The organism is Chryseobacterium sp. NG-CE01 (genome assembly GCF_055695505.1).
Genome location: NZ_CM146369.1, coordinates 1174425 through 1200583, shown reverse-complemented (window position 1 = coordinate 1200583; position 26159 = coordinate 1174425). Strand labels below are relative to the sequence as shown.

The following is a 26159-nucleotide window of genomic DNA, read 5'->3' as shown; positions in this document are numbered from 1 at the left end:
TAAGAGTTGTAACGACAAATGTAGTGGAATATTATGAATTGGTATCTTAAAAAATGCTTAAAACAAATTAAAATCTGTTATTTTCCACAACAGCAAATTTCCTTTCAAAAAATCTGAAAAGAATCTGATATTAAATTTCGTTGAAGAGAGAAGATTAATTAATCTTCGTCTACTTCAATTTCATCCTGCTTAAATTCACATTTGAGCCTGAAAGGAATGGGATTTCCGGAACCTGTGTAAAAATCATCAATGGTCCCTTTCCATATCACCTGCAATTCTCCTTCTTCATTTCTGTCAAACTGCAGCTCGTTATCGTAGATAAAAGCGTCCTCATCATCAAAAAGATCTACTTCGGTAAAAGTATCCTCATCGGAATCGTTAATGGTAATTGTTTTTCCTTCTATTTCCGCAGATTCGATAGGGAAATCAAAAACTTCAAGTGAAAGCTGAGGAAAGTTGTACTGGAGAGAATCATCTTCTACATGATCCAGACCATCATCCGTGATAATCTCAACCTCTAAAAAATGCTGCTGGTTGCTGTAAACCGCTTTACAATAAGTGTTTCTGATATTGTACTTTAGCGTTTCATCCGGATGGTAAATTTTTAAAATCCCTTTCATTTTTTCTTAAAAAAGAGCTGTAATAATATGATTGTTAAACGTTTTCAACAAAGATAAAAAATAGATTGAACGTGAAAAATTTTTTGAAAATTATTTTTAAAAATTTGGCTTTATTTAATTTAATGAAGCATTTAAGGCTAATTTATTTATAAACCCTTTCTCTTGATTTTTTTGGTGTTTTTCAATGTTGATGATAAAATCAATCATTTTAATATTTACATTTGTTTTCATAAAGAATTCTGAAGAATGAAAAACATTTTATCAAAAAGTATTGTAGGCCTTAGCCTTGCCATAAGCATGGTTTCCTGCAAAAAATCTGATTCCCCTTTAACTAAAGTCACACCCTCCAATATCGATTCTATTGCTTCCAATTATTATGAGCAGTACCTGAAGCTTTACCCGCTCGATGCCACGGCTCAGGGAGATCTGAGATATAATGACCAGCTTCCGATCACCATTGATAAGGATTTTATTTCGGGAGAAGTCGCTTTCTACCGTTCGGTACAGAAACAGCTTGAAAATGTGGACTATAAAAGTCTTTCTGATGAAAAGAAAGTGGTTTATGATGTGTTGGATTTTACGCTGAAAGATAAAATTCAGGCTTATGACTATCATCCGGAGTATATTCCTTTCACGCAGTTTGGAGGACTTCCGCTGAACTTTCCCCTGTACGGAAGCGGAGAGGGAAGCCAGCCTTTTAAAACAGAAAAAGATTACAGCGACTGGCTCAAAAGAATGGAGAAGTTTCCCGACTGGATGAATGCCGCAACGGATAATTTCCGCGAAGGCATCAGCAATAAGATGGTTTTGCCTAAAAAACTGGTCGTAAAAATGATCCCACAGATGAGAGCTGAAGAAATTACCTCAACTGACCTGGAGAAGAATATTTTTTATGGCCCGATCAGGAAATTCCCTACAAATTTTACAAACGAGCAGAAAGAAAAATTCTCAAAACTCTACAAAGATGCTATTACACAAAAGATCATCCCTGCTTATACAAAAATGGGAGATTTTTTAGAGAAAGAATACCTGCCTAAAGCAAGAGACACAGACGGTTACAACAGTCTGCCCAACGGAAAAGAAATTTACCAGTATTACGCAAAAAGCTGGACCACTACCAATAAAACGCCAGAAGAAATCAATAAAATCGGGCTGCAGCAGGTTGCCATGCTTCGCGATGAAATGGAAAAGGTGAGACAGCAGGTTGGCTTTACCGGAACGCTGGAAGAATTCATCAGCTATGTAAAAACAGATCCGAAAGCGATGCCTTACAAAACATCAAAAGAGGTGCTCGCTGCTTTCAATGGAATTTTAACGAAGATCACTCCTAAGCTGAAAACCATGTTCTCCGTAACTCCAAAAACGAAGTTTGAGATCAGACAGACGGAAAAATTCAGGGAAGCGAGCGCAAGTGCGGAATATATTCAGGGTACACCGGATGGGAAAAGACCGGGGATTTTTTATGTCCCACTTCCAGACCCTTCCAAATTTAATGTGACTTCAGGAATGGAATCTTTATTTCTGCATGAAGCGATTCCCGGCCATCATTACCAGGTTTCCCTGCAGCAGGAAAACACTAATCTTCCAAAATTTATGAGATTTGGATGGTTTGGAGCGTATGGTGAAGGCTGGGCGCACTATTGTGAAACATTAGGTCCGGAATTCGGTTTATATACGGATCCTTATCAGAAAATGGGTTATCTGAGTGATCAAATGCTGAGAGCTGTACGACTTGTGGTTGATACAGGCCTTCATACCGGAAGAATGACACGGGAAGAAGCCATCAAATACTTTTTAAGCAACATTTCTTACGATGAAGCAGGCGCCACCGCCGAAGTAGAAAGATATATGGCAATGCCCGGCCAGGCTTTGGGTTATAAAATTGGTTCTTTGAGAATTCGTGAGCTGAGAGAAAAATATCAGAAAAAACTGGGAAGCAAATTCAGTCTGGCGAAATTCCATGATGAAGTGTTGAATCAAGGCTGTCTTCCTTTGGATGTTCTGAACCGGAAAATGGAATTGTGGGCGAAAAAACAGAAATAAATTGATTTTACCGCGGGAAGAACAAGATATAGACAAATTCCTATAGAAAATTATAAGATACCCCAAAACTTTGAGGGGTAAAATCAAATTTATAAATTCTTCTCCTTTTTATCAGAATTTAACTATTAATAAGTCAGAATTTAAAAGAAACGATAGCATTTACGGATTTATAAAGTATAAAACTAAAATTGATTCCCCGGTTACTAAGTTTTTCCAAGGATATTTCAGAACAAAAATCAAATAAAATGATACAAAGTCTACAATCTCTTTTCACAAGAGATTTAAATAAATTAAAAACAGAAATCGAATCTTATCAAAACGAAGAAAACATCTGGAAAACCGATAAAAACATTTCTAATTCAGCGGGGAACCTTAGTCTTCATCTGGTTGGAAACCTTAATCATTATATTGGGGCCATACTTGGGAATTCAGACTATATAAGAAACAGGGAACTTGAATTTTCATTAAAAGACATTCCGGGAACTGAACTGATTCAGCAGATTGAGAAGACTATAGAAACCGTGAATCTTGTGCTTAAAAATTTATCCGCCGAAGATCTTCAGAAAGCATATCCGTCCGAACCTTTGGGCTATACCATGACTACAGAATATTTCCTGACTCATCTGTTCGGGCATTTAAGCTATCATTTGGGGCAGATTAATTATCACAGAAGATTATTGGATAATTTTTAATATATATATTGTTAACGATCCATCAAAGATTCTTCGGATTTTCGCCGCCCCTCCAAAGGAGGGGAATTTTGCGATGATTTTATTTTTCAAACAACATTTTCGTAATAAAATCTTTCTCCCCTTTTCCTCTTGCCGGAGAATATTCCCTTCCGTAGAAAATAATCTGAAGATGAAGTTTATTCCATACGCTTTCCGGCCATAATTTTTTTGCGTCTTTTTCTGTTTCCAAAACGTTTTTCCCTGAAGTAAGTTTCCATTGCGTCATTAAACGATGAATATGGGTGTCTACCGGAAAAGCAGGAAATCCGAACCCCTGGCTCATCACTACAGACGCTGTTTTGTGACCAACTCCAGGCAATGCTTCAAGTTCTTCGTAAGTTTGCGGCACCACTCCATTATGCCTTTCCAGAAGAAGTTCTGCCATTCTTTTAAGATTTTTAGCTTTTGTATTGGCCAATCCTATCTCTTTTATAAGTTCTTTGATCTCAAACACTTCCAGTTTTGCCATTCTTTGTGGTGTTCCTGCTACAGCAAAAAGATCGGGCGTTACCTGATTAACTTTTTTGTCGGTTGTCTGTGCAGAAAGTGCTACAGCAACCATTAAAGTATAAGGATCGGTGTGGTCCAACGGAATCGGAACCTGAGGATATAATTTTTCTAATTCTATCTGAACGAGCTCGGCTCTTTGCTTTTTTGTCATTTAACAATTAAATTTGAACAAAATTAAATCATTATGTTGAAAGTTGGAGATAAATTACCACCATTCGAAGGACTCAATCAGGATGGAGAAACAATAAATTCGGAAAAATTAATCGGAAAAAAACTGGTTATTTTCTTTTATCCTCAGGCGAATACGCCAACCTGTACTGTAGAAGCGTGCAATCTCAGCGATAATTATTCAAAGCTTGAAAAGTCCGGATTCCAACTGTTGGGAATAAGCGGAGATTCTGTAAAGAAGCAAAAAAATTTCCACAGTAAATTTGCTTTTCCTTATGATCTTATTGCGGATGAAAGTCATGAAATTCTTGAGAAATTCGGAGTCTGGAAGGAAAAAACAACCTTCGGAAAGACCTATATGGGAATTGTAAGAACAACCTTTATTTTCGATGAAAAAGGAATCTGCGAAAGAGTTATTGAAAAAGTGACATCAAAAACTGCAGCCGAACAGATTCTGGAAGGATAGCTAATGTAAGTTTATGCTGAAAGCATCTAATTCCAAATCCATACTATTTTCTAATATACTTGGATGCTTTCAGCATGACAATTGTGATGGTTCGGAAGAAAGAACTATAAATTACTCTGTTTCGTAGTACATCAGTTCTTCAGGATCGTTCGGAATTTTTACAAAACGCTGAAATTTTAAACCTAACTTTTCAATCAATTTTTGAGAAGATATATTTTCTTTTGTTGTGATGGCAGACAATTTTGTTAACCCAAAATCCTTCATTCCGACAGATTTTATTTTTAACGCAGCTTCATAAGCATATCCTTTTCCTTCAAATTCTTCAAGGAGAGAAAAACCGATATCCACAACATCAAGACCGTCTCTTTCAAATATTCCTACGCCACCGATCTTGTGATGCCCTTCCTTTGTAAGCATAAGATAATTTCCAAAGCCAAGCTTTTGAAACTGAGGAAGAAATCTTCTCTGAATATAATGCTCGGCGTCAGAAACTGTCCTTATATAGCGGTCTCCTATATATTGAATAAATTTAGGCCTGTTATACAGATCAAGAATAAATTCCGCATCCTCTAAATTCATAGGACGCAAAATCAGACGTTCCGTTTCGTAAAATTTATTTTCGTCTTGTAGGTTTTGATTTTTTAGGCTCATCTTTAGGTTCTTCTTTTTTCTCAAGTTTCAGTAACCTCGGATTATTGGTGCATTTTTTATTATAGAGCTCAATATAAGATCCGTTATCTTTTGCATTTAAAATTATTTCTCCTGATTTGGGAATGGTTAAAGTAAAATGCTTTTTCTGATACGGGCATTCTGTTGAAGTCAGCTTTCCCAGATCAAGGTAATAATTGGATTTGTCCTGATAATAATTAGCGGCCAGATCTCTGAACTCTTCGTCAACAATATAGCCCTCTGTAGCTGCAAAAACCGCTGCATCATAGATATTATCTACTTTACCGACAAATTTCCGCAGTGCCGTGAGATCTGTGATATATTCGGGTTTACCTGTAGAGAAATCCACGATATAGTAAAATGCATCTTCATCCGCAATTCCTATATTGAATCCCGAAGACTGAGTTTCATACTCTTTTATCCCTGACTGTTTTATAATATTGTCTTTACCGTAACTTTTATGAACGAGAATCCATGAATCCGTTTTTGTATTGGGAACGATGTTCTGCAAAACTGCCGAGACATTGGGAAACTGTTTTTTCTCCTGAGCAGATAAAGTGATTCCGGATACAATACAAATGAATGCAACGAGTCTGTTTGTAAGTTTTACCATATTTTAGGAACGTTAATCAACAGGAATTATTTTACATGAATTTGTCTCCCTTTTTAAGGTTTTTCAAATCCAGCACATAATCTTTAATTAACTGATCGTGTTCTTTAGGACAGATAAGCAGCACTTTGTCTGTGTCTACAACGATATAATCTTTCAGAGAATCTACAATAACGGCTTTGTTGCTGTTTTTTATATTGATGATATTGCCTTCCGAATTGTAGGTTAAAATATGTTTTTGTTGAGTGGCATTGCGGTTTTCATCTTTTTCCGTATTCTCAAATACTGAGGTCCATGTTCCAAGATCACTCCATCCCAGGTCGGCAGGGATCACATATACATTTTTCGCTTTTTCCAGAATTCCGTTGTCAATAGATATTTTCTGTACTTTAGGATAAATAAGTTCAATACAGCCCTGTTCACTTTCTGCATTGTATTCGCAGGCCATGAAGTGTTGCGTCATTTCCGGGAGGAATTTTTCAAAAGCATGATGGATACTCTTAACATTCCATATAAAAATTCCGGCATTCCACAGGAAGTCGCCGCTTTCCAGAAAACTCTTGGCGATTTCCAAAATCGGCTTTTCTGTAAAGGTTTTTACTTTATAATAATCAGAATCATTTTTATCAACAAACTGAATGTAGCCATATCCTGTATCCGGCCTTGTAGGGGTAATACCGAGGGTTACGAGATAGTCATTTTCAGAAGCAAGATCAAAAGCCAGCTCTACTTTTTGCAGAAAGGTTTCTTCTTTCAAAATAAGATGATCTGCCGGCAGAACGATCATTGTTGCATCAGGATCAATCTGAGCAATTTTATTAGCCATGTAAAGATTGCATGGAGCCGTATTTTTCAGCAGGGGTTCTCCTACAATATTTTCCTGAGGAATTTCCGGCAGCTGCTGATGAGAAAGCTCTACATATTCTTTATTGGTGATCACAAATATATTTTCAGCAGGAATAAGCTTGCTTATCCTGTCGTATGTCTGCTGGATCATCGTGCGTCCCACGCCTAAAATATCCTGAAACTGCTTCGGAAATTTCCGCGTACTTAAAGGCCAGAATCTACTGCCGATTCCTCCCGCCATAATCACGCAATATCTATTTGATTTTGACATTATTAAGTGCATTTTTCTACCCTTGCCAAAGGTTTGAAAGAGTACTTCCTCCCGGTGGCCAGGTTCTTACAAAGATAGTTTTTTTTAATAAGACCTTCCAATAAATACTTTTCATTTCGGTAAATAAAGAAATCCCCTTTTTGCAGTTTTTCGATAAATACAAGAGTATCATCCTGTTTTTCAATATGAAAATATTTAACCAGATCGGGGCTTGACATAAAGTTGGCTTTAGGAGATCTGGAGAATTTTACTATAATCGGTTTCAGGTTCTCACTGTAAACATCAATACTCTGTAAGAGCATTTGTCTGAAAGTTTCTTTCCATTCGTTGCCGTGCGGAGAAATTCTTCTGCCGTATTTTTCAAAGGCGAGAAGATGGGCAAGTTCGTGGGTAAGTACGAAGAAAAAAAGTTCCGGAACCAACGTAGAATTGATGGTAATTTCATGTGAATTATCGTGAAGTTTGCGGTAATCTCCCAGCTTTGAATTTCTGTTTCTTGTAATCTTTATATGAATATAATAATCTGCAAACCAAACTTTTAAATATTGTAATGTGTGTTCGGGTAAATATTTTTCTAACGATTGAATAGACATTTTACAAACTTAGTGGAATTCCTGCATAGAAATTCAACAATTTAAGGCTGAAAAGATAATTGTATTTAGCCTGAGCCACAGATCCCTGTGCATTGGCGTAGTTATTTCTTGCAATATTGACATCGTAGATTGTTGATCTGCCTGCTGCATAGCTTTTATCGGCAAAATCCAGGGCCAATTTAGTGCTTTTTTCGGCCTGAAGGGCAGACAAATAAATTTCATAGTTGGCGTCTACGTCAAACTGGGCTTTCTGAACATTTTCGCGGACGACCTGCTTTTGCTGCTGCAGTGTTGTTTTTGCAATACTTTCCTGAAGCTTCGATTGTTCTACCTGAAGCTTGGTAATGCCTTTGTTGAAAATCGGGATATTTACTGAAATCCCCAGATTCTGTCCAAAATTATCATTATACTGATTGAAGAAAGTACGATCAATAATTGGATTACCAAATTGATCGTATCGGGTTAAAATATTATTATAAAAAGTCCCTAGTCCGGCGCTTGCCGTCACAGTAGGCCAGAACGCTGTTCGGGTAACTTCAGTCTGAGCTTCTGCCGATTTTATCCTGCTTTCGGCGGCTTTTACCTGGGGCTGCGTTTCATACGCTGTTGTTAAAACCTCATCGACTGATATTAATTGCGGCGCCAGCTGATCCGGCACATTCACATCTTCAACATCAAAATTTTTATAATCCTGAAGCTGCAGCAGCTGTGCCAATGCAAAAAGGCTTCTTCCCACGTTTATTTCAGCTGTTTTAAGATTCTGCTTTTCCCGTGCAAGCCCGGCTTCTGCTTCTGCCAGCACGGTTTGAGCTGTTGTTCCGACTTCAGTGGTAATTTTCGATCTGTCATACTGCTTTTGTGCATTTTCAACAGCAGCTTGGGAAATTTTAACGATTTCTTTATTCAACAACGTCGTCAGATACTGTTGTGCAATTTGAAGAGAAATATCATTTTTGATCGTCTCAATATCATATTGACTTGCTTCTACATCAAATTCGGTTTTTCTGATGGTTTTTTCAAGCCTTCCGTAATTATAAACCAAGATGTCAGCTCCAATATTTGCACTATTGCCAAACCTGTCGTTCCTAATACTTCCCGTTCCTAAAGAAGCCTGCCCAAAACTTATTGTATTTCCAGCATTTGCGGATACAGAAGGGAGATAATTTTTTCTGGCAATTTTCAGGTTAAGATCCTGCATTTGTTTCGAATATTCATTTTGGATTACCTGGAGATTATGTTTGGTAGCATAATCCACACATTCCCGCAAAGACCACTTTTTCTGGGCGCTGACAGCCAGGCAAGATAATCCCAAAATAATAGTCAAAACTTTTTTCATAATTCCGATTTTTCCCTATTAGACGAAGCATTTTATTTTTTGTTACATTAATTTAAAGAAATGCTTTGTTTTTCCCACATTTGTTTATAAATAGAATCTTTTGAAAGGAGTTCTTTATGATCTCCTTGTTCTACAATTTTACCTTCTTTCATCACCAAAATTTCATCTGCATTGGCAATAGTGCTTAATCTATGGGCAATAACGATCATTGTTTTCCCCTGATTTTTAAAACCCTCCAGTGTTTTTTGTATTGCTTGCTCTGCTGCTGTGTCTAAAGAAGATGTAGCTTCATCTAAAATTAATATTTCGGGATCTTTATACAATGCTCTTGCAATAGCGATTCTTTGTTTTTGTCCGCCTGATAGCAACGCTCCATTTTCTCCTAAATACGTTTGAAATCCGTTTGGCAGCTTTTCTACGAATGCTAAGATTCCTAAGTCTTTTGTTATGTTTAGAATTTTTTGTACATCTGGAAAATCTTCACCTAAAGCTATATTTTCTATTACATTTCCTGAAAATAAATCGATTTGCTGTGGAACAACCGATATCAGGTTTCGTAGCGAATGGTTTGAAATATAATTAATATCATAATTGCCAATCATTACTTTTCCTTTTTTTAAAGGATATAAATTTTGAATAAGTGCAGCTAATGTTGATTTTCCGCTTCCGCTTTCGCCTACTATTGCAGTGGTCTTTCCACTTTTTATAATACAGTTGAAGTCTTCAAAAACATCAGTTCTGCTTCCATAGCTAAAACTTACTTCCTTAAACTGAATATCATGTATATTTTCCTTTTTAATATCCATTTTATCGGTAGTCTCTTCGCGCTCTAAATCCATAATTTCAAATAAGCGGTCGGCTGCAATTAAAGCGTTTTGAATAGTTTTATGCATCCCGATTAATTGGGAAACCGGACTCGTAAAGTAGCCAATCAAAGCATAAAAAGAGAGTAATTCTCCCGGTGTTATTGTCCTGTCAATCACATATCCAGAGCCTACCCATAGTAAAATAATGGTAAAAATCCGGGATAAAAACTCGGAAGAGTCTCCAGCAAACAGGCTATTGAGTACAGATTTGTAAATAGTTTTCAGCAGCTTTGAAAATGCATTATCAGTTTTATTATTGGCAAAAGTTTCTACTCCGAATTGCTTAATGGTTTTTACAGACGTTATAGATTCTACCAAATGCGATTCCAACTCTGCGCTTTCTTCCATCAACCTACGCTCTACTTTTCTGTTAAGTCTATTGGTAAGCCAATAAACAATAAAATAGAACGGAATAATTAATGCGGTTATTAATGCGAGTTTCCAATAATATGTAAACATCAATGCAAAAGAAAAAACAACAATAAAAATATTCACAAAGATTTGGATCGCTACATCATTGATGAAAGATCTTATTTTTACGGCATCATTCACCCGGGATATTATTTCGCCGACTTTCATTGTGTCAAAAAACCTTTGGGGGAGCTTCAGCAAATGTTTATAATATCCTAAGATAAGATGCTTATCGATTCTTTGTCCGGTTTGCAAAACTAAAACCGATTTCATTATTCCAATATAAACCTGAAAAAATAAAATAACAACCATCCCAACAGAAAGCAAATTGAGCAACCTTGTGTTTCCGTCAATGAGAACATAATCTGTAATTTTTTCAATATAAATGGAAGTGGATAATCCTAAAATGGTATAAACAACGGCGCCCATAAGCGCTTGAATCAGAATGTTTTTATGAGGCTGTACCAGATTCCAAAATCTACTATAAACACTCGTCTTTTCATCTTTTTGTTCAAAATATTCGTTAGGTTCAAGCAATATTAAAACACCTGTCCAGATTTTTGAGAATTCTTCAATAGTGTATTCTTCAATTCTTCCAAAAGCAGGATCCATTACTTCAATCTTACTTTTGTTAACTTTATAAATAACTACGTAATGATGATATTGCTCTTTAGTAATAACGTGAGCAATGGCAGGAAGAGGTATTTCGGGTAAGGCATCTGTACCACCTTTTACTCCTTTTGCATTGAAGCCCATTTTTTCCAAGCCTTGTATCATTCCTAATACATTCGTTCCCCGTGTGTCGGTATGGCTGTGCTGACGAATTTTTGCGATGGGCATTTTTAGATCATAATAAGCAGAAACCGATGCGAGACAGGCCGCACCACAGTCTTTTAGATCATGCTGTTTTATTAAGATATCTTTCTTCATTATTTTAGTTTCGGATTAAACCAATCATCTGCTCTGTCAAATAACAACTGCCATAATGTTCTATCGACGAGATGAAACCGTGCAGTAAATGTCATTCCTTTTCCGATTTTGCCTCTGTAGCCATTTTTAAGCTGCAAATAATTTTTTTGCATTGTACAAATTACCCTAAGGTAAGCCTCCCCGGTTTGTTGGTTTACTGTAATGTTTTGATCAATTTCTTTCACTACTCCATCCAAAAGACCCCATTGATTGTAATTGTATGTATCTATTTGAAATCTTACTTTTTGTCCTGTTTGAATGAATCCAATATCTTTTGGTGAGACCATACACTCGGCAATCAAAGATTCTTCCGGAGAGATTTCACCGATATTTTGCGCCTGCACAATGAAATTCCCTTTTTGTACGCCCGAAAAATTGACCAATCTGCCAGAAATGGGTGCCGTAACGATATAATTTTCCTGCTCCTGCCCAATACGTTGAATTTCTGAACCCAAAGAACGAAGCTGCCGTTCAATCTCTCTTTTTTGGGCTTGCCACTGTGCGATTTGCTGTTCTCTGATACCCGAAATTTGAGTTTTTAGCCCTTGGAGATTATAAAAAAACTTGTCATATTCTGCCTTTGGAACTACACCTTGTTTGTAGAGTGTTTCTGCCCTGTCGAAGTCTTTTTGTGCCAAAGAAAGCTGGGTCTGCACCTGTGCAATTTTCTCCTGCATAGCAGAGACCTCACGTTGGTATTGCCCGGTTTGCAAACCTCCAAATTGCCCCCGAGAAATTTTTTGCAAATCTGATAATTGCGCTGCGTAATCTGAACTCTGGCTGCTTTGCAGACTTTTTTGTGTATCAAGTTGGGCTGTAGCTACTTCTAATAGTGTATCTCCTTTTTGTATGTATTGATTGTTTCTTTCTAATCTGCTTTGTACCACCTTGCCCGAAACTACAGATGACACTTTGGTGTTTTCTTGAACAGATCGCACCAAACCTCTTGAAGAGGATGAAATGGGAATCTCAATGATAGGCAAAGAAGTAAAAAATAAAATTACCATTAATAGAATGGTAAGATATATTGCTTTTCTCATTTGTTTCTTAATTTCCAATAACCAAATAATAAGATCAGAGCGGTAATAAATTGCCTTGAACTCTCTTGATTTTTGGTGATATGAAATCCCAAAATTCATTTGCGTTGTTTGAACAGGAAAACAATGTAAAAACCCCATCGAGTAAATAAATACCACCGAAAAACAAGGGAAAGGAATTTATATTTTGAAAGATTCATGCGAATTTTATAATGTTTTTGAGATTATAAGAATACTAAATTTTGTCAACAATAAAAACGAAAGAATTATGTAATAAATGAATAAGAAAAGTATACAATATTGGATATATAATTTTCTAAATGGACACAATAACGAAAATAGTTCTATTTTGAAAAATTTACTTTTCTAACCAAAATCCATATAAAAATAAGAAATATTACACTAGTAAAGATAGAACCTTCAAAGCCGAAATAATATCCAGTTAATAGCTTATTGCTTGATAAAAATTTATACTTACTAATGCTATCTATTCTCAAACCACTTATAGAACTACCATATATACAACCAATCATAAAGTTCCATAAAAAATGTACTATTGTCGATAAAATAAGAGAATTAGTTCTGAGATATATTGTACTTAAAAAAATGCCAGCAATTAGGATATTTAACAAGCCTATAATATTGAGGTTTGGATTAAATAAATGAAATAAGCTAAATATTAATGATGTAATAAAGATATTTTTTATTGTCAATTCATCTTTTATTATAGTAAAAGGTAGAAACCTAAAAAAGAATTCTTCCATAAATGCAGATAAAAAAAGTAACAATAAACAATACATAAGTTTTAAATAATCAATTTTTTGAGTAAAGCTTGTTTCTATTAGATTACCATATTTTAATATTAACCAAATTATTGTGGGAATAATAATTCCTAAACACATAATAAATAAGTTATTAGATGTCCATATATTTAACAACAAATTCTCTTTTAAAGCACTAAACAGATTTAATCTATGTAAAAAGTATACCCCACATATCAACTGTGGAAAAAAAGATGCAATCCATAAATTAACGGTAAATATTTTTTTTGGATAATCTTCAAATGCAATAAAAAAGAAAGGAATAGAAATAAGAAGCTGGATATAGAATATTTTAAAAAATAATGAAGTTATTTTGTTCATAAAATAAAAATTCAATTGTAATAGGTAACAATGTGAGTAGCATTAAAACCACTCACATTAATTACTTAAAATTGCAAATTATTGTTTCATTGCCTGACCTCCCGGAAGGTTAATCTTTTTTTCATGTTCTGCAGCATATACAAGACATGCACCAACGAATCCAATAACGAATCCAATTAGTGACCCTCCATTTGTGGACTTTAATTCTTTGTCTGTTAATTCTACTAAACTTTTCATATACTATCTGTTTTTAATTAAAGCCTGTCCTGCAGCATACCCCTTTTTAACATCGTCTTGTGAATAGATTAATTCATAGGCGATTTCCGCAAGCAACCACCAAATACCACCCTGAGTATTTTTCATTTCTTTTTTGTTCATTTCCTGAACATTTAATTTTTTTAAATCCATGTTTTTAAAAATTTTATGTTAATAAATTTTCTATTTCAAAAACATTTGTGCACTTATGTTTTTAGCAAAAATAATTGCCGCTTTAAAAAAATACAATTTGAAAGTTTATAAAAATATTTTTCACACATAAAAAGACTAAATTTTAACTTTTCTTAAATTATTTTATTCTGAATATTATCTTGCTTGGTTAAAAAAATTTTAATTAAAATCTGTGTTAAATTTCTCCGGTAAGTTTAATTTTGCATCATGACAACCGCACAATACCAGGAAGCCGTAGAATGGCTGTTCGTACAGGCTCCCAATTATCAGACTGATGGGCAAAAGGCTTATAAACCGGGATTAGACAATATCAGGAGGCTTTGTGATTTCTTCGGAAATCCCCAGGAAAAAATAAAATGCGTCCACATTGGAGGGACGAACGGAAAAGGATCTACGAGCAATATGCTTGCTTCTGTCCTTCAGGAGTCAGGATATAAAACGGGGCTTTACAATTCTCCTCACCTCATTGATTTCACGGAACGAATTAAAATCAATGGCAAGAACTGTGATAAGGAATTTGTCTACCATTTTATTCAAAAACTTAAAAGCCTGCCTGAAGATATACAGCCTTCGTTCTTTGAGTTTACCACCATCATGGCTTTTGAATATTTCTATCAGCAGCAGGTTGATGTAGCCATCATTGAAGTCGGTTTAGGCGGAAGACTGGATTCTACCAACATTATTCTGCCGCTCGTTTCTGCCATTACCAATGTTCAGCTTGATCATCAGAATATTTTAGGAGATACTCTTGAAGAAATTGCTTTTGAAAAGGCGGGAATTATCAAATCGCAGATCCCGATTATTTCAGGAGACGAAAACGAAGTGGTAAAAAAGATCATTAAAGATAAAGCAGACCGGGAAAATACATCTTTTATAGATGCAACTGTAGTAGAAACGGACTTAACTTCTGATCTTAAGGGAAATTATCAGGAAAAGAATATCCGGGTTGTTTTAGCTTTAACAAAAAAATTACGCAAATTGAATTTCATTATTTCCGAAAAAAATATAGAAAACGGACTTTTGAATGTACATCGCAATACCGGCTTTATCGGCCGTTGGTTTGAGTTTTCCCAAAATCCTCTTACCGTTTGTGACACAGCCCATAATCAGGCCGGACTGGAATATGTTTTTGACCAGTTAAATACTATTGATAAGCATAAGCATATTATTTTAGGGTTTGTAAATGACAAAAAAATAGATGATGTTTTAAAAATTTTACCTGAAAATGCTGCGTTTTATTTTGCAAAACCTTCCATTCACAGAGGCAGGTCACCGTGGGAATATGAGGATTTATTGAAGGAAGCAAAAATTTCTTATAAAATTTTCGATTCGGTGCAGGAAGCGTATCTCACTGCAAAAGAGAATTGTAGAAAAGAAGAAATGATTTTTATCGGTGGGAGTAATTTTGTTGTGGGAGAATTTTTAGAAAAAAATTTGGAGATTTCCGAATAAGTCGTATATTTGCACCACTCTAATCGAGGAAACAACGATACAGAGGGTTCTTAGCTCAGTTGGTTCAGAGCATCTGGTTTACACCCAGAGGGTCGGGGGTTCGAATCCCTCAGGACCCACAGAAAAGGAAACGAAACCTTTCAAAAAAATTCGGGTTCTTAGCTCAGTTGGTTCAGAGCATCTGGTTTACACCCAGAGGGTCGGGGGTTCGAATCCCTCAGGACCCACAGAAATCTCTCTTTTTCAAGGGAGATTTTTTATTTTCTATCATTCAATAAATTGATAAAATAAAACGTTCAGCAGACTGTGAACGTTATGATTTTATTACTTATTATGTCCCGGAGCATAATTTCTTGCAGACTTGGCACCCGTTACTTTCTTCACCTGTCCCGGTGGCAGCCCGCGGTTCCCGTTAGATTTTACCGCGACACAGGAGGTTACAAATATTGCTACAATAAATGCTATTCCTAATTTTTTATACAGTTTCATAATTTCTTTATTTGATAGTCAAATATAAATACTGTGCCAACAGCATTATAAGCGATAATGATGAAAATATCTTTAGCAGGTTAGACTATCTTTTCAACAATCTTCTGTATATTAAGTTCACCCATACACGCCCAGTCGCCGCGGAAACATTCTTTATCCCCGAAAACAGAACAAGGTCTGCAGGTAAGATCTTTTACCTGAACAACATCTTCTTCGCTTTGCCCGAACCCTAAAAATCCTGCATAAGGATGAGTCTGTCCCCAAACGGAAATACATCTCGTCCCAACAAGACTGGCAAGATGCATATTTGCCGAATCCATAGAGATCATCAGTTCCAGCTCTGCAATTTTATTCAGCTCTTCTGTAAGGCTTAACTTTCCGGCGAGGCTGTGGGTATTAGGAATCTCATTTTCCCATTTTTCCAGTAAATCGGTTTCATTTTTGCCGCCACCAAAAAAATAAACGGTTCTTTGTTGCGATAAAATCCTGACCAGTTCATATGATTTTTCAAGAGGCAGCATTTTTCCCTTATGTTGTGCAAAAGGGGCAAAACCAATCCCGGATTTGTGGATGTTTTTAGGCCGTAATGTATGAGAAAGCTTCACCTTAAAGCCCATTGCACGAAAAACGTCGGCATATCGCTCCACTGTCTTTTTCAGCTGCACTTTATTAATATTCCAGATGTCGGTCAGATGTTCCTTTTCTTCTTTTCCTTTATTGATTTTAAAAACCTTAAACCCCTTAGCACTGTAGATTCTATCAAGAATTTTCGTTCTGATAACATCATGGAGATTGGCAATAAGATCGGGACGAAACTCTTTAATGAGTTCATTGGCGAGCCGGTTGAGTCCAAAGACGCCTTTATAATCATCAAGGTTAACGCCTTTAAATATAAGATTCGGAATATCAGCAAACAAGGCTTCAAAATTACTTCTGGAAACCATAATAATTTCGACATCGGGATTTTGTTCGAGGAACTCCCGGAACACGGGTGCTGTCATCGCAACATCACCAAAAGCGGAAAAACGATATGCTAAAATTCTTGTCACAATTACGACTTCAATTGATAGGCAACTGCGTAAAATTTAATTTGTTTGGTCATGGCCATTAATCCGTTAGCCCTGGAAGGAGACAAAAACTCCTGCAGCCCGATTTCTGAAATAAAATCAAAATCAGAGTCTAAAATCTCCTGGGTGGTGTGTCCGCTGTAAATGCTTATTAAGAGAGAAACAATACCTTTTGGCAAAATCCCGTCGGAATCTGCATCGAAAAACAATCTTCCGTCTCTGAACTCGGCATCAATCCAGACTTTGCTCTGGCAGCCTTTGATCAGGTTTTCATCTGTTTTCTTATCGTCAGCAAGGCCCTTCAGCTCTTTACCCAGATCTATGATGTACTCATATTTCTGCTCCCAGTCTTCAAGAAAAGCAAATTCATCGATTATTTCCTGCTGTTTTTCCTTAATGGTCATGTTGATCTATTCTTTCTGCAAAGATAACCAATTTTAAAAGATTATTTTATTACTGACCTCATATGAAAAGTAAATACAAGTTTTTCCTTTTCCCATATTTGACTTTATCGAAGCGTACTGATTTAATTTCCGGAATCAATCAATTTACCTTGTAAGATTGAAGCTTTTTCCCGTTTTCTGCTGTATCTTTTAGGTTTCGGGCTCCGCTTCGCTCCGCCCGAAACCTAAAAGGATGTCGCGACAATCGGGGCTAGGGTTGCAGACACCCTTAAATATAAAAATAAATTAATAAAAAGACGCTTTCTTTACAACTTCCAGCAACTTTAACTCCTCATTTTCCCAGCACAGCTGATTTGCTGCTTTTTCAAGTTCAGGCAGATAAAACTTTCTTCCTTTATTTAAAACAGTCTGAATGGCCTGGGCAATGGTTTCCGGCTCATGATCTTTTATAATTTCCCCGATATTATATTGATTTTTAATCCGTCTCATTTCAGGAAGATCCGACAATATCAAAGGAACCCGTGACTGAATACAATCCAACACTTTATTCGGCAGTGAATAATAATAACTTTCTCCCCCGTTTTCCTCTATACTTATCCCGCAGTCTGCCGTAAGAGTAATCTTTCGAAGGTCTTGCGGCAAAAGTTTTCCTAAAAACACAACCTTTTCCTGAAGGTTTTCTCTGAGCACAAGCTTTTCATATTCTTCTCTTTTAGGTCCGTCACCTGCAATTTTAAAAATGACATGGTCCAGGTGGTGCATGGCCAGAATAGCCTTATCAATTCCGCGAAAAGGATTAATAACACCCTGGTATAAAATAATTTTAGGATTGTTTTCAGGAATTTCAGACTTGAAATCCATTTTCCGGGGTGCATTTTGTACAACCGCCGCCTGAATTCCGTAGCGACTCTTAAACCAATCTGCATACCCTGAGCTTGCCGTAATCATGTGCTTAATTTCCGGAACCAGTCTTCTTTCCAGGTAGCGCCATAATTTTTGTGACATTTTGCCCTGAATTGCCGGCATTTCGGAAAAAATTTCATGACTGTCAAAAATAAGCGGAATCTGTTTTTTTTTAGCTATTAAATAACTGGGAAGCAAAGCATCAAGATCATTGGCATAAAGAATAGTTTCCTTATCTGCTTTTTCCTTTAATTCTCTATACAACTTCCAGTTGAATTCAAAATAAGCAGTCTTTAGACTTGTAGAAATCAGCTGTATCCTCGAGACCTTATAAGGACGTGATAACTCATTATTTCCACCCCAGGTATTGCCTATCAATTCAATATCATATCCGTTTTCGTGCAGTGTTCTGCATATCTTTTCGATACGCTGATCTGTATAGAGATTGCTGAAAGCGCAAACAATAACTCTTTTCCTGTTCATTTCTTGTCTTTATCAGCCAGAAGATGATAAACCTGTATAAAACAAATCAGCCCGTTCGGAATAATGACCGGCCAGAGCATCCCGCTGAAAACACCATAAATGACAAAACAGATGCATCCTATCATGTTGACAATCCTGATTTTTCTCACATCTTTCAGGATGAAGCTCAGTACAATAAACAGAGATGCAGAATAGCCGATATAGGCAGCAGTTTCAGAGTTCATGATAGAATTTTAGAAGATCACAAACATAATCATTTTCAGGAAGATAATAAAATTTTTTCTGCCATAAAGTCATTTATTGGTTTTTGGTAAAATATTTGTAATTTAGATAATGAATAAATGGCAATGCTGCTTTTATTCTAATGAGATATATTATGGATTATAAGTTTTCACAAGGTTTGAGCCAGGTGTTCAAACAAAGCAAAAGCGAAGCGAAAAGGCTGAAAAGTGAATTTCTTAATACAGAACATCTACTTTTAGGTATTATAAAAACGGAAAACTCTGCAAAAGAAATCCTTCAAAACCTTAATGCGGATTTAACACAGATCAGAAGAAAAATTGAAACTTTAAATACAGCAAGTCTTAATCCTATATCTGAGGAGGTAACCAATATTTCTTTCACCAAAATGGCAGATCATGCCGTTAAACGTGCAGAACTTGAATGCAGACAATATAAAAGCAATGAGATTAATACCGTTCATTTGCTTTTAGGCATTCTTTACAAATATGAGGATCCTACTTCAAATATTTTAGGCGCTTATGATATTGACTATGAAGGAGTTTCAAAGGAATATCAGACCATGCTTAAAAACTCCGGGCAGGCGCCACAAATGAGCGCTTATGACGATGATGATGAAAGAGAAGATTTTGAGCAGATGAGAAAGCCTACAGGAAATTTAGGCTCTGCAAAAAGTAAAACCCCTACCCTCGATAATTTCGGTAGAGATCTTACTTCTTTGGCAAGAGACGGAAAACTAGATCCTGTAATTGGTCGTGAGAAAGAAATTGAAAGAGTTTCCCAAATCTTATCCCGCAGAAAGAAAAATAACCCGCTCCTTATCGGAGAACCTGGAGTTGGTAAATCTGCGATTGCGGAAGGATTGGCTTTAAGAATTCAACAGAAAAAAGTATCAAGAGTTCTTTACAATAAAAGAGTGATCACTTTAGATCTGGCAAGTTTAGTTGCCGGAACGAAGTACCGTGGCCAGTTCGAGGAAAGAATGAAAGCAATCATGACCGAGCTGGAAAAAAACAGGGACGTCATCTTATTCATTGATGAACTTCACACTATTGTTGGTGCGGGAAGTTCTACCGGAAGTTTAGATGCATCGAACATGTTCAAACCGGCTCTGGCAAGAGGTGAAATTCAATGCATCGGAGCTACAACGCTGGATGAATACCGTCAGTATATTGAAAAAGACGGCGCTTTGGAAAGAAGATTCCAGAAAGTTATGGTGGAACCGACTTCTATTGATGAGACAGTTCAGATTCTTAATCAGATTAAAGATAAGTATGAAGAGCATCACAATGTAGTTTATACAGATGAAGCCATTTTAGCATGCGTTAATTTAACTTCAAGATATATTACAGACCGTTTCTTACCGGATAAAGCAATCGATGCAATGGATGAAGCCGGATCTCGCGTGTATATCAAAAACATGAAAGTTCCTACCGAAATCATTGATTTTGAGAAGAAAATCGAAGAGATCAAAGAACTGAAACAAAAAGCAGTTAAAGCGCAGGATTATCTTGAAGCCAGAAAACTGAAAGATGAAGAAGAAAGACTTCAGATGGAGCTGAATGCCGCCCAGGATAAATGGGACAAAGATGTGAAGGAGAAAAAAGAAACCGTAACAGAAGAAAATGTGGCAGAAGTGGTTTCTATGATGAGTGGTGTTCCTGTAACGAAAGTTGGTAAAAATGAACTCGACAAGCTTGCCGGAATGGACGGAAACCTGAACGGAAAAGTAATCGGTCAGGAAGACGCTGTGAAAAAGGTTGTTAAAGCAATCCAGAGAAACAGAGCGGGTCTTAAAGATCCGAACCGTCCGATTGGTACCTTTATTTTCTTAGGAACAACCGGTGTTGGTAAGACCGAGCTGGCAAAAGTAATGGCAAGAGAACTCTTCGATTCTGACGAAGCACTGATCAGAATTGATATGAGTGAATACATGGAGAAATTCGCGGTTTCAAGATTAGTGGGTGCGCCTCCGGGATACGTAGGATACGAAGAAGGTGGACAATTAACAGAAGCTGTAAGAAGAAAACCTTATGCTGTGGTACTTCTTGATGAGATCGAAAAAGCTCACCCGGATGTATTCAACATCTTGCTGCAGATTTTAGATGAAGGTCACGTTACCGACAGTTTAGGTAGAAAAATAGATTTTAGAAATACAATTATCATCCTGACTTCAAATATCGGAACAAGAGATCTAAAAGATTTCGGAGACGGTGTAGGATTCGGAACATCAGCTAAAAAGTCAAGTACCGATACAAGAGCCAGAAGTACTATTGAAAATGCCCTTAAAAAAGCATTTGCCCCTGAGTTCCTGAACAGAATTGATGATATTATTATCTTTAATTCTCTTGAGCAGACCGACATTAAGAAAATCATCGATCTTGAGCTTGGTAAATTATACAGCCGTCTTGAAAAATTAGGATATAAAGTAGAATTAACCGACACGGCCAAAGACTTTATTTCTGAAAAAGGATGGGATAAAGATTTCGGTGCAAGACCATTGAAACGTGCGATCCAGAAGTACATTGAAGATTTATTGGCCGAAATGCTGGTAAACAAGCAATTGAACGAAGGAGAAACGGTAGTTCTTGACGTCAATGAGGCAAAAGACGGATTAACCGGAAAGACGTCAAAACCGAAGAAATCGGCAGAAAAGTCTTCTTAATCGTAAATAAATAATTTAATAATAAAAGCATCGGAATTACTTCTGATGCTTTTTTTATTACTGCATAATTATATTTTCTAATGCAAAAATTATTCAATTAATACTTCATTAAAGGAGCAAAGTTTAAATCAATACGTTGATTTGATAAAGCCATATTCCACATTCGTGAAGCAAATTTATTTGCCTTTGCTAATAAAAATTAATAATTATATAATTACATCTTTGCGTTTAATTAAAAGCTTTTAAAAAATTCAATCCGCGAAATCTGTGCGATCCGCGGGAGAAAAAATATTCCACGCTGATTACAGATGGCGCCGATCTGGATATAATGATCTTACACTGTATCTTCAGATTAAAGTCCCACCACAAAACCAATATTAGGAACCAGGCCACTGGAGAAAATACTCGAATTTTCTTTCCACAGCACATTATACATTAAACCCAACTGCAGGTAAGAATTATTCCCGATTCTCTGCATATATCCGCCGCCCAGATACAGCGCATCTTCGTTTTCATTTGCCTTAAAATCGTAAAATTTATCTTTATAATTGATGAAATAATGCTGATAATTAGCACTTAAAAAGAAAGTTCTTGCAAAATAATAGTTCAGAAAAGGCCCAACTCCAAACATGGTTGAGCTGTACGCATTGGATTTCTGCCACGAAACACTTCCCAAAACTCCGCCTTCAAGATCATCGGTAAGCCTGTATCCTACCCTCGGAGCAGCTGAAAGGTTAAAATAGTTATTGCTTCCAAAACCAAAGCCGATTCCGCCTCCAAAAGTCCAGCGGTTTGTATTTTCCGGTGCAGCTGTAATGGCTTGCTGGGAGAAAACTGAACCTGAAATGAGGAGAAATAATGGAATAATAAACTTTTTCATAATAATATTGTTTTTGTCGATGGCTAAAATTATAACTTTTTTACGAATCTTTTTAATTGTATTTTTGCAGCGTCAAACTAAGAACTCCCGTTAAGAGTTTCGTAAAATTGAAAAAATGAAAATAGTAGTAGGCCTCTCAGGAGGTGTAGATTCCAGTGTGGCGGCGTATTTATTGCAACAGCAGGGCCATGAAGTGGTAGCCTTATTTATGAGAAACTGGAATGATGCTTCGGTAACGCTGGAAGATGAATGCCCGTGGATCGAAGACAGCAATGATGCCTTAATGGTGGCCCAAAAGCTTGGAATTCCGTTTCAGGTGATCGATATGAGCGATCTGTACAAGGAAAGAATTGTAGATTACATGTTCGATGAATATCAGAAAGGAAGAACCCCGAATCCTGATGTTTTGTGCAACCGCGAAGTAAAATTTGATGTTTTTATGAAAACGGCAATGTCGCTCGGAGCAGATAAAGTGGCAACCGGACATTACGCAAGAGTAGATTCTACCATTGATGAAAATGGAAAAGAGATTTTCCATCTTTTAGCCGGGAAAGACAACAATAAAGATCAGTCATACTTTTTATGCCAATTAAGTCAGGATCAATTATCTAAAGCGTTATTCCCGATCGGGGAACTGACAAAGCCTCAAGTGAGGGAAATTGCCAAGGAAATCGGTTTGGTAACGGCTGATAAGAAAGATTCTCAGGGATTGTGTTTTATCGGGAAAGTAAGTCTTCCTCAGTTTTTACAACAGCAATTAGTTCCGAAAGAGGGAGAAATTGTGGAAATTTTCAAGGATTCACCTCTTTTTACCCAGGAAAAGCCGAAATTTTCTTCCAAACAGGAAGAGCTTGAATTTTTAAGCCAAAAAATCAATTATAAAAAATCTGATGGAAAGGTAATCGGAAAGCATCAGGGTGCCCAGTTCTTCACGATCGGACAAAGCAAAGGGCTTGGCATCGGCGGACATAAGGAAAGCTGTTTTATCATCTCCAGAGATATGGAAAACAATATTCTTTTCGTAGGAGAAGGACATCAATTCCCCGGATTGCTTAAAAAAGCTTTGAAAATCGATAATTCCGAATTGCACTGGGTTCGTAAAGATTTACAGCTGAAAAACGGAGAATCAATGGAAGTCATGGCTAGATTCCGTTACAGGCAGCCCTTGCAGAAAGCAACGCTGTATCAGTTTGATGATGCTTTTTATATTGAATTTGAAGAATTTCAATCCGCAATTGCCGAAGGACAGTTTGCCGCGTGGTATGACGGAGAAGAATTATTGGGAAGCGGAGTGATTTCATAAAAAAAATTTTCTGTAACATATTTTGAGTTGTTATACTTACTCTGTAAATAACAATAAAAAATTTCATTATGAAAACCATTTTAGAAAACAATTATTCTCATGCTCAACAATTAATTATTGCTTTAGTATCTTCGTTTTTCGGATATCATCTTTATCAGGAGATCATTAATCCGGAAAAATCGCAGCTTACATTGAGCGTGATGCTGGTTCTACTCACCTATTTCCTGATCAACCGATACAGATCAGAAAAAATGAAACTGTAGTTATAATATCATAAAACCCGGAGCATCTTGTTTCGGGTTTCTTTTTGGATAAAATGATAATATTCTATTTTAATTTTCAGGTTAAATAAGATCTTTTAAGAATAAGGAATACAATTAATTCGGCAATTAAAATCATGATTAAAAATCCGACAGGTTTTCCTAATATCATTCCAATAAAGAGTTTGATGGTTCCTATTAAAAAAATCAAGCCTAAACAATAAAACGTTGTTTCTGAAATCTTGTGTACGAAGTTCAGAACAAAAGTCAGAGTATAAAATCCAAAAATAAGAACCAGGTAAAATCTTAGGAAATCCGGACCTTTCAAAGCAAACGGATTTGAAGTATGATTTTGGATAAGCAGCCATAAAAAACTGATTGCAAACGGAATGGTATGAATGAATATTCTTCTCATTGTTTGGAATTTAATGATTAATCTCCGCCGCCACATCCTCCGCAGCCTCCTCCACAACTGCTTCCGCAGGAACTGCTGCACCCGGAAGAACTTCCTCCGTCTCCGTGAGAACTGTCGCTTCCGCAAGTGTAGAAAAATGTTCCGTCACCTTCCGCGTCTGTATTGTTTTTATCTGATCCGTTTTTATTATTGAATGCTTTTATGATCAATACGATAATTACAAAGAAGAAAATCAGAGTAAAAAATATTCCTAATCCGCTGTTGTTATTTTCAGAACAGGAATAAATGATGAAAGCACTAATCAATAGAAGAGCAATTTTACCGAAGTATGATTTATTTTTCTTGTCTGAAGGCTTTAAATTTGATTTCCAAATCTCTTCAGGCGGTTCCTGCTGAAAAATTTCACGATAGCTTTTTAATGTTTCATTGAACCAGCTGTTGTGCTTTTCATTTTCCGCTGGCCCTCCTTGTGACGGATGATGATGCAATTTCTTTTGGAGAATATCGGGACAGAATTCTTCCCAGTAATTTTGGGTATAAATCAAGTGCATGTGCCATACTTTATCGACAATTTCACTGGGTGAAGCACCATCAGGCAATGTACAGCAGAGATAAACGAACTTCTTGTATTCTTCGATCGCTTTCTCAGTAAAGGAGCTCGGCCAGTTTTCTTCTTTCGCCAGTTTTTTTGAAAAGGGAAAATCAGCATTAGGATGGTCTAATGAAAAATTCTGAAGTCTTTTCCAAAGCGGATCATTCTGTAAGATGAGTTTTGTTTCCATTGTTTATATTTTGTTTCTACTCAAATATCACATGAAGAATAAATATAAAAGTCTTACAGCTGTATTATTAAGTTTTAAAATAATCTTATATTAGTCTTATAATTTAGTCAAATGAAAAAAGAAGATCTGTTGCATCTGGAAAAGCTCATGAATTTCTTAGCCATGCATTTCCTGAAGAAAAGCCATTGGGAAGATGTTTCCAAGACGGAATGGTCTTATATTGTTGCTGAACTAAATGACCTCATCATAAATGAAAATGAGGGAAAAGGTCTCAGAAAAAATCCGGATGTTCTGGGTTCCAATTATCTTTATGAACATGTGATTATCAATAAACTAAAGAAATATTCCCAGGATAAAAATGCTGTCATCAGCAAACCCAATCTTGCCAAGTTAAGCCAGATTGTACGGGTCTTAGGATATTCAAACTATATTGATTTCATTAATTCTAATACAGAGTCGTTTAATTTTAATGACTTACGCATTGACATGAATAATGTAAAGCAGAACAGGGAACTGCTCGATAAGCTGGTCGGCTGCTGGTACTCCTACAACAGGAATCTTCCGGATAATCCTTTACAGGCCCGTGAAGAACGCATCTGGAGATCGGCAACAGAGATCTACAAATCTGAGACGTCAGGAGAATATTTCATTGAAAGAAGCGGTGGTGACCGGCATAAGTATTTCGGCAAGGTTACAGCCTATTCAGATTATGTTTTTATCATCATGAACAGCAATACGTTCATTCGCCAGCGTCATTTTATCTCAAGGATAAAAGATATCAAGGAAAAGCTTAAAAATCCAGAATACAAGCTCCATGAATTGCATTTTATAAGTACGTGTATCAGTTTTAACCAGGAGCCGATTGCTCTTTTCGAAATTTTTCAGAAAGCAGACCGGAAAACTTTTATTACGGATTCCATCAGCTTTCCCATTGACAGTGAAGAAATACCGCCAACCATTGTAAAACAACTTGAAGATACGGAAGCTAACCGGATTGATTACAAATAGTTGTGGGTTTTTAGTTTAAAGTTCAAGGTTTAAAGTTTTGGGATATAAGAGAAAGTCTATCATCTTTTCTCTA

Annotated in this window: 28 protein-coding genes and 2 tRNA genes; 10 read left to right on the top strand and 20 right to left on the bottom strand. The window is 36.4% G+C overall.

Translation table 11 applies throughout. From position 1 onward, the window contains the following. Positions 1-158: 158 nt before the first annotated feature. Positions 159-620 (bottom strand): hypothetical protein, encoded by a 462-nt coding sequence (locus ACYT6F_RS05865; protein WP_472600307.1) that lies wholly within the window; start codon positions 618-620, stop codon positions 159-161. Positions 621-866: 246 nt separating this feature from the next. On the opposite strand from ACYT6F_RS05865, the gene ACYT6F_RS05860 reads away from it, so the two are divergent. Together ACYT6F_RS05860 and ACYT6F_RS05855 are read left to right on the top strand one after the other, a co-directional pair. After that, the gene (locus ACYT6F_RS05860) at positions 867-2663 is read left to right on the top strand and encodes a DUF885 domain-containing protein (RefSeq protein WP_472600306.1); all 1797 of its coding nucleotides are present in this window, start codon (positions 867-869) and stop codon (positions 2661-2663) included. A 245-nt stretch (positions 2664-2908) separates the two neighbouring features. Beyond that, complete coding sequence (locus tag ACYT6F_RS05855; RefSeq protein WP_472600305.1) at positions 2909-3355, top strand: DinB family protein; 447 nt, start codon at positions 2909-2911, stop codon at positions 3353-3355. Positions 3356-3434: 79 nt separating this feature from the next. Here the strand turns inward: ACYT6F_RS05855 and ACYT6F_RS05850 are convergent, their stop codons facing one another. Beyond that, positions 3435-4055: an endonuclease III domain-containing protein gene (locus tag ACYT6F_RS05850; RefSeq protein WP_472600304.1), complete on the bottom strand. Its 621-nt coding sequence runs from the start codon at positions 4053-4055 to the stop codon at positions 3435-3437. A gap of 33 nt (positions 4056-4088) precedes the next feature. On the opposite strand from ACYT6F_RS05850, the gene bcp reads away from it, so the two are divergent. Continuing rightward, the gene (bcp, locus tag ACYT6F_RS05845; RefSeq protein ID WP_472600303.1) at positions 4089-4538 is read left to right on the top strand and encodes a thioredoxin-dependent thiol peroxidase; all 450 of its coding nucleotides are present in this window, start codon (positions 4089-4091) and stop codon (positions 4536-4538) included. A gap of 111 nt (positions 4539-4649) precedes the next feature. Here the strand turns inward: bcp and ACYT6F_RS05840 are convergent, their stop codons facing one another. From ACYT6F_RS05840 to ACYT6F_RS05795, 10 genes are all read right to left on the bottom strand, one after another. Further along, complete coding sequence (locus tag ACYT6F_RS05840; protein WP_472600302.1) at positions 4650-5189, bottom strand: GNAT family N-acetyltransferase; 540 nt, start codon at positions 5187-5189, stop codon at positions 4650-4652. After that, positions 5152-5820, bottom strand: coding sequence for a hypothetical protein (locus tag ACYT6F_RS05835; protein ID WP_472600301.1), 669 nt, complete (start codon positions 5818-5820; stop codon positions 5152-5154). Before ACYT6F_RS05835 ends, ACYT6F_RS05840 begins: the two co-directional genes overlap by 38 nt. Positions 5821-5851: 31 nt before the next feature. Further along, positions 5852-6934 carry a mannose-1-phosphate guanylyltransferase gene (locus ACYT6F_RS05830; protein ID WP_472600300.1) on the bottom strand — a complete coding sequence of 361 codons (1083 nt, stop codon included), beginning with the start codon at positions 6932-6934 and terminating at the stop codon, positions 5852-5854. Between the two features lie 2 nt (positions 6935-6936). Beyond that, positions 6937-7527: a SprT-like domain-containing protein gene (locus ACYT6F_RS05825; protein WP_472600299.1), complete on the bottom strand. Its 591-nt coding sequence runs from the start codon at positions 7525-7527 to the stop codon at positions 6937-6939. Between the two features lies 1 nt (position 7528). Then, complete coding sequence (locus tag ACYT6F_RS05820; protein ID WP_472600298.1) at positions 7529-8863, bottom strand: TolC family protein; 1335 nt, start codon at positions 8861-8863, stop codon at positions 7529-7531. A gap of 47 nt (positions 8864-8910) precedes the next feature. Continuing rightward, on the bottom strand, positions 8911-11070 hold the full coding sequence (locus ACYT6F_RS05815; RefSeq protein ID WP_472600297.1) for a peptidase domain-containing ABC transporter: 2160 nt from the start codon (positions 11068-11070) through the stop codon (positions 8911-8913). Then, a complete protein-coding gene (locus ACYT6F_RS05810; RefSeq protein ID WP_472600296.1) occupies positions 11070-12248 on the bottom strand; it encodes an HlyD family secretion protein in 1179 nt (392 codons plus the stop codon). Before ACYT6F_RS05810 ends, ACYT6F_RS05815 begins: the two co-directional genes overlap by 1 nt. Before the next feature lie 242 nt (positions 12249-12490). Continuing rightward, positions 12491-13288 carry a lysostaphin resistance A-like protein gene (locus ACYT6F_RS05805; protein ID WP_472600295.1) on the bottom strand — a complete coding sequence of 266 codons (798 nt, stop codon included), beginning with the start codon at positions 13286-13288 and terminating at the stop codon, positions 12491-12493. A gap of 78 nt (positions 13289-13366) precedes the next feature. Further along, positions 13367-13525, bottom strand: coding sequence for a hypothetical protein (locus ACYT6F_RS05800; RefSeq protein ID WP_472600294.1), 159 nt, complete (start codon positions 13523-13525; stop codon positions 13367-13369). Positions 13526-13528: 3 nt separating this feature from the next. Then, positions 13529-13696 (bottom strand): hypothetical protein, encoded by a 168-nt coding sequence (locus ACYT6F_RS05795; RefSeq protein ID WP_472600293.1) that lies wholly within the window; start codon positions 13694-13696, stop codon positions 13529-13531. A gap of 246 nt (positions 13697-13942) precedes the next feature. Here ACYT6F_RS05795 and ACYT6F_RS05790 point away from each other — a divergent pair, with 246 nt between their 5' ends. The 3 genes from ACYT6F_RS05790 to ACYT6F_RS05780 all read left to right on the top strand — a co-directional run bounded on the left by ACYT6F_RS05790 (position 13943) and on the right by ACYT6F_RS05780 (position 15414). Continuing rightward, the gene (locus ACYT6F_RS05790) at positions 13943-15187 is read left to right on the top strand and encodes a bifunctional folylpolyglutamate synthase/dihydrofolate synthase (RefSeq protein WP_472600292.1); all 1245 of its coding nucleotides are present in this window, start codon (positions 13943-13945) and stop codon (positions 15185-15187) included. A 44-nt stretch (positions 15188-15231) separates the two neighbouring features. Continuing rightward, positions 15232-15306: transfer RNA gene (locus tag ACYT6F_RS05785), tRNA-Val, on the top strand. Positions 15307-15339: 33 nt separating this feature from the next. After that, positions 15340-15414 (top strand) — tRNA-Val (locus ACYT6F_RS05780). 97 nt (positions 15415-15511) lie between these two features. Here the strand turns inward: ACYT6F_RS05780 and ACYT6F_RS05775 are convergent. From ACYT6F_RS05775 to ACYT6F_RS05755, 5 genes are all read right to left on the bottom strand, one after another. Continuing rightward, positions 15512-15676, bottom strand: a complete 165-nt coding sequence (locus ACYT6F_RS05775) for a hypothetical protein (protein ID WP_472600291.1) — start codon at positions 15674-15676, stop codon at positions 15512-15514. An 80-nt stretch (positions 15677-15756) separates the two neighbouring features. Next, positions 15757-16725, bottom strand: a complete 969-nt coding sequence (locus tag ACYT6F_RS05770; RefSeq protein WP_472600290.1) for a glycosyltransferase family 9 protein — start codon at positions 16723-16725, stop codon at positions 15757-15759. A gap of 2 nt (positions 16726-16727) precedes the next feature. Beyond that, entirely contained in the window at positions 16728-17147 is a 420-nt protein-coding gene (locus ACYT6F_RS05765) for a SufE family protein (RefSeq protein ID WP_472600289.1), read from the bottom strand. A gap of 285 nt (positions 17148-17432) precedes the next feature. Next, complete coding sequence (locus tag ACYT6F_RS05760) at positions 17433-18533, bottom strand: glycosyltransferase (protein WP_472600288.1); 1101 nt, start codon at positions 18531-18533, stop codon at positions 17433-17435. Continuing rightward, on the bottom strand, positions 18530-18757 hold the full coding sequence (locus ACYT6F_RS05755) for a uroporphyrinogen decarboxylase (protein ID WP_472600287.1): 228 nt from the start codon (positions 18755-18757) through the stop codon (positions 18530-18532). Before ACYT6F_RS05755 ends, ACYT6F_RS05760 begins: the two co-directional genes overlap by 4 nt. A gap of 152 nt (positions 18758-18909) precedes the next feature. On the opposite strand from ACYT6F_RS05755, the gene ACYT6F_RS05750 reads away from it, so the two are divergent. Further along, a complete protein-coding gene (locus ACYT6F_RS05750) occupies positions 18910-21438 on the top strand; it encodes an ATP-dependent Clp protease ATP-binding subunit (protein WP_472600286.1) in 2529 nt (842 codons plus the stop codon). Positions 21439-21790: 352 nt separating this feature from the next. Here the strand turns inward: ACYT6F_RS05750 and ACYT6F_RS05745 are convergent, their stop codons facing one another. Next, entirely contained in the window at positions 21791-22318 is a 528-nt protein-coding gene (locus tag ACYT6F_RS05745; RefSeq protein ID WP_472600285.1) for a hypothetical protein, read from the bottom strand. A gap of 115 nt (positions 22319-22433) precedes the next feature. Between ACYT6F_RS05745 and mnmA the strand changes: the two genes are divergently transcribed. Continuing rightward, the gene (gene mnmA / locus ACYT6F_RS05740) at positions 22434-23621 is read left to right on the top strand and encodes a tRNA 2-thiouridine(34) synthase MnmA (RefSeq protein WP_472600284.1); all 1188 of its coding nucleotides are present in this window, start codon (positions 22434-22436) and stop codon (positions 23619-23621) included. A 68-nt stretch (positions 23622-23689) separates the two neighbouring features. After that, the gene (locus ACYT6F_RS05735; RefSeq protein WP_472600283.1) at positions 23690-23884 is read left to right on the top strand and encodes a hypothetical protein; all 195 of its coding nucleotides are present in this window, start codon (positions 23690-23692) and stop codon (positions 23882-23884) included. Positions 23885-23960: 76 nt separating this feature from the next. On the opposite strand, the gene ACYT6F_RS05730 is transcribed toward ACYT6F_RS05735, so the two are convergent. After that, complete coding sequence (locus ACYT6F_RS05730; RefSeq protein ID WP_472600282.1) at positions 23961-24296, bottom strand: hypothetical protein; 336 nt, start codon at positions 24294-24296, stop codon at positions 23961-23963. 17 nt (positions 24297-24313) lie between these two features. Beyond that, positions 24314-25078, bottom strand: coding sequence for a glycine-rich domain-containing protein (locus ACYT6F_RS05725; protein ID WP_472600281.1), 765 nt, complete (start codon positions 25076-25078; stop codon positions 24314-24316). 111 nt (positions 25079-25189) lie between these two features. Between ACYT6F_RS05725 and ACYT6F_RS05720 the strand changes: the two genes are divergently transcribed. Then, positions 25190-26086 carry a hypothetical protein gene (locus ACYT6F_RS05720; RefSeq protein WP_472600280.1) on the top strand — a complete coding sequence of 299 codons (897 nt, stop codon included), beginning with the start codon at positions 25190-25192 and terminating at the stop codon, positions 26084-26086. Positions 26087-26159 lie beyond the last annotated feature (73 nt).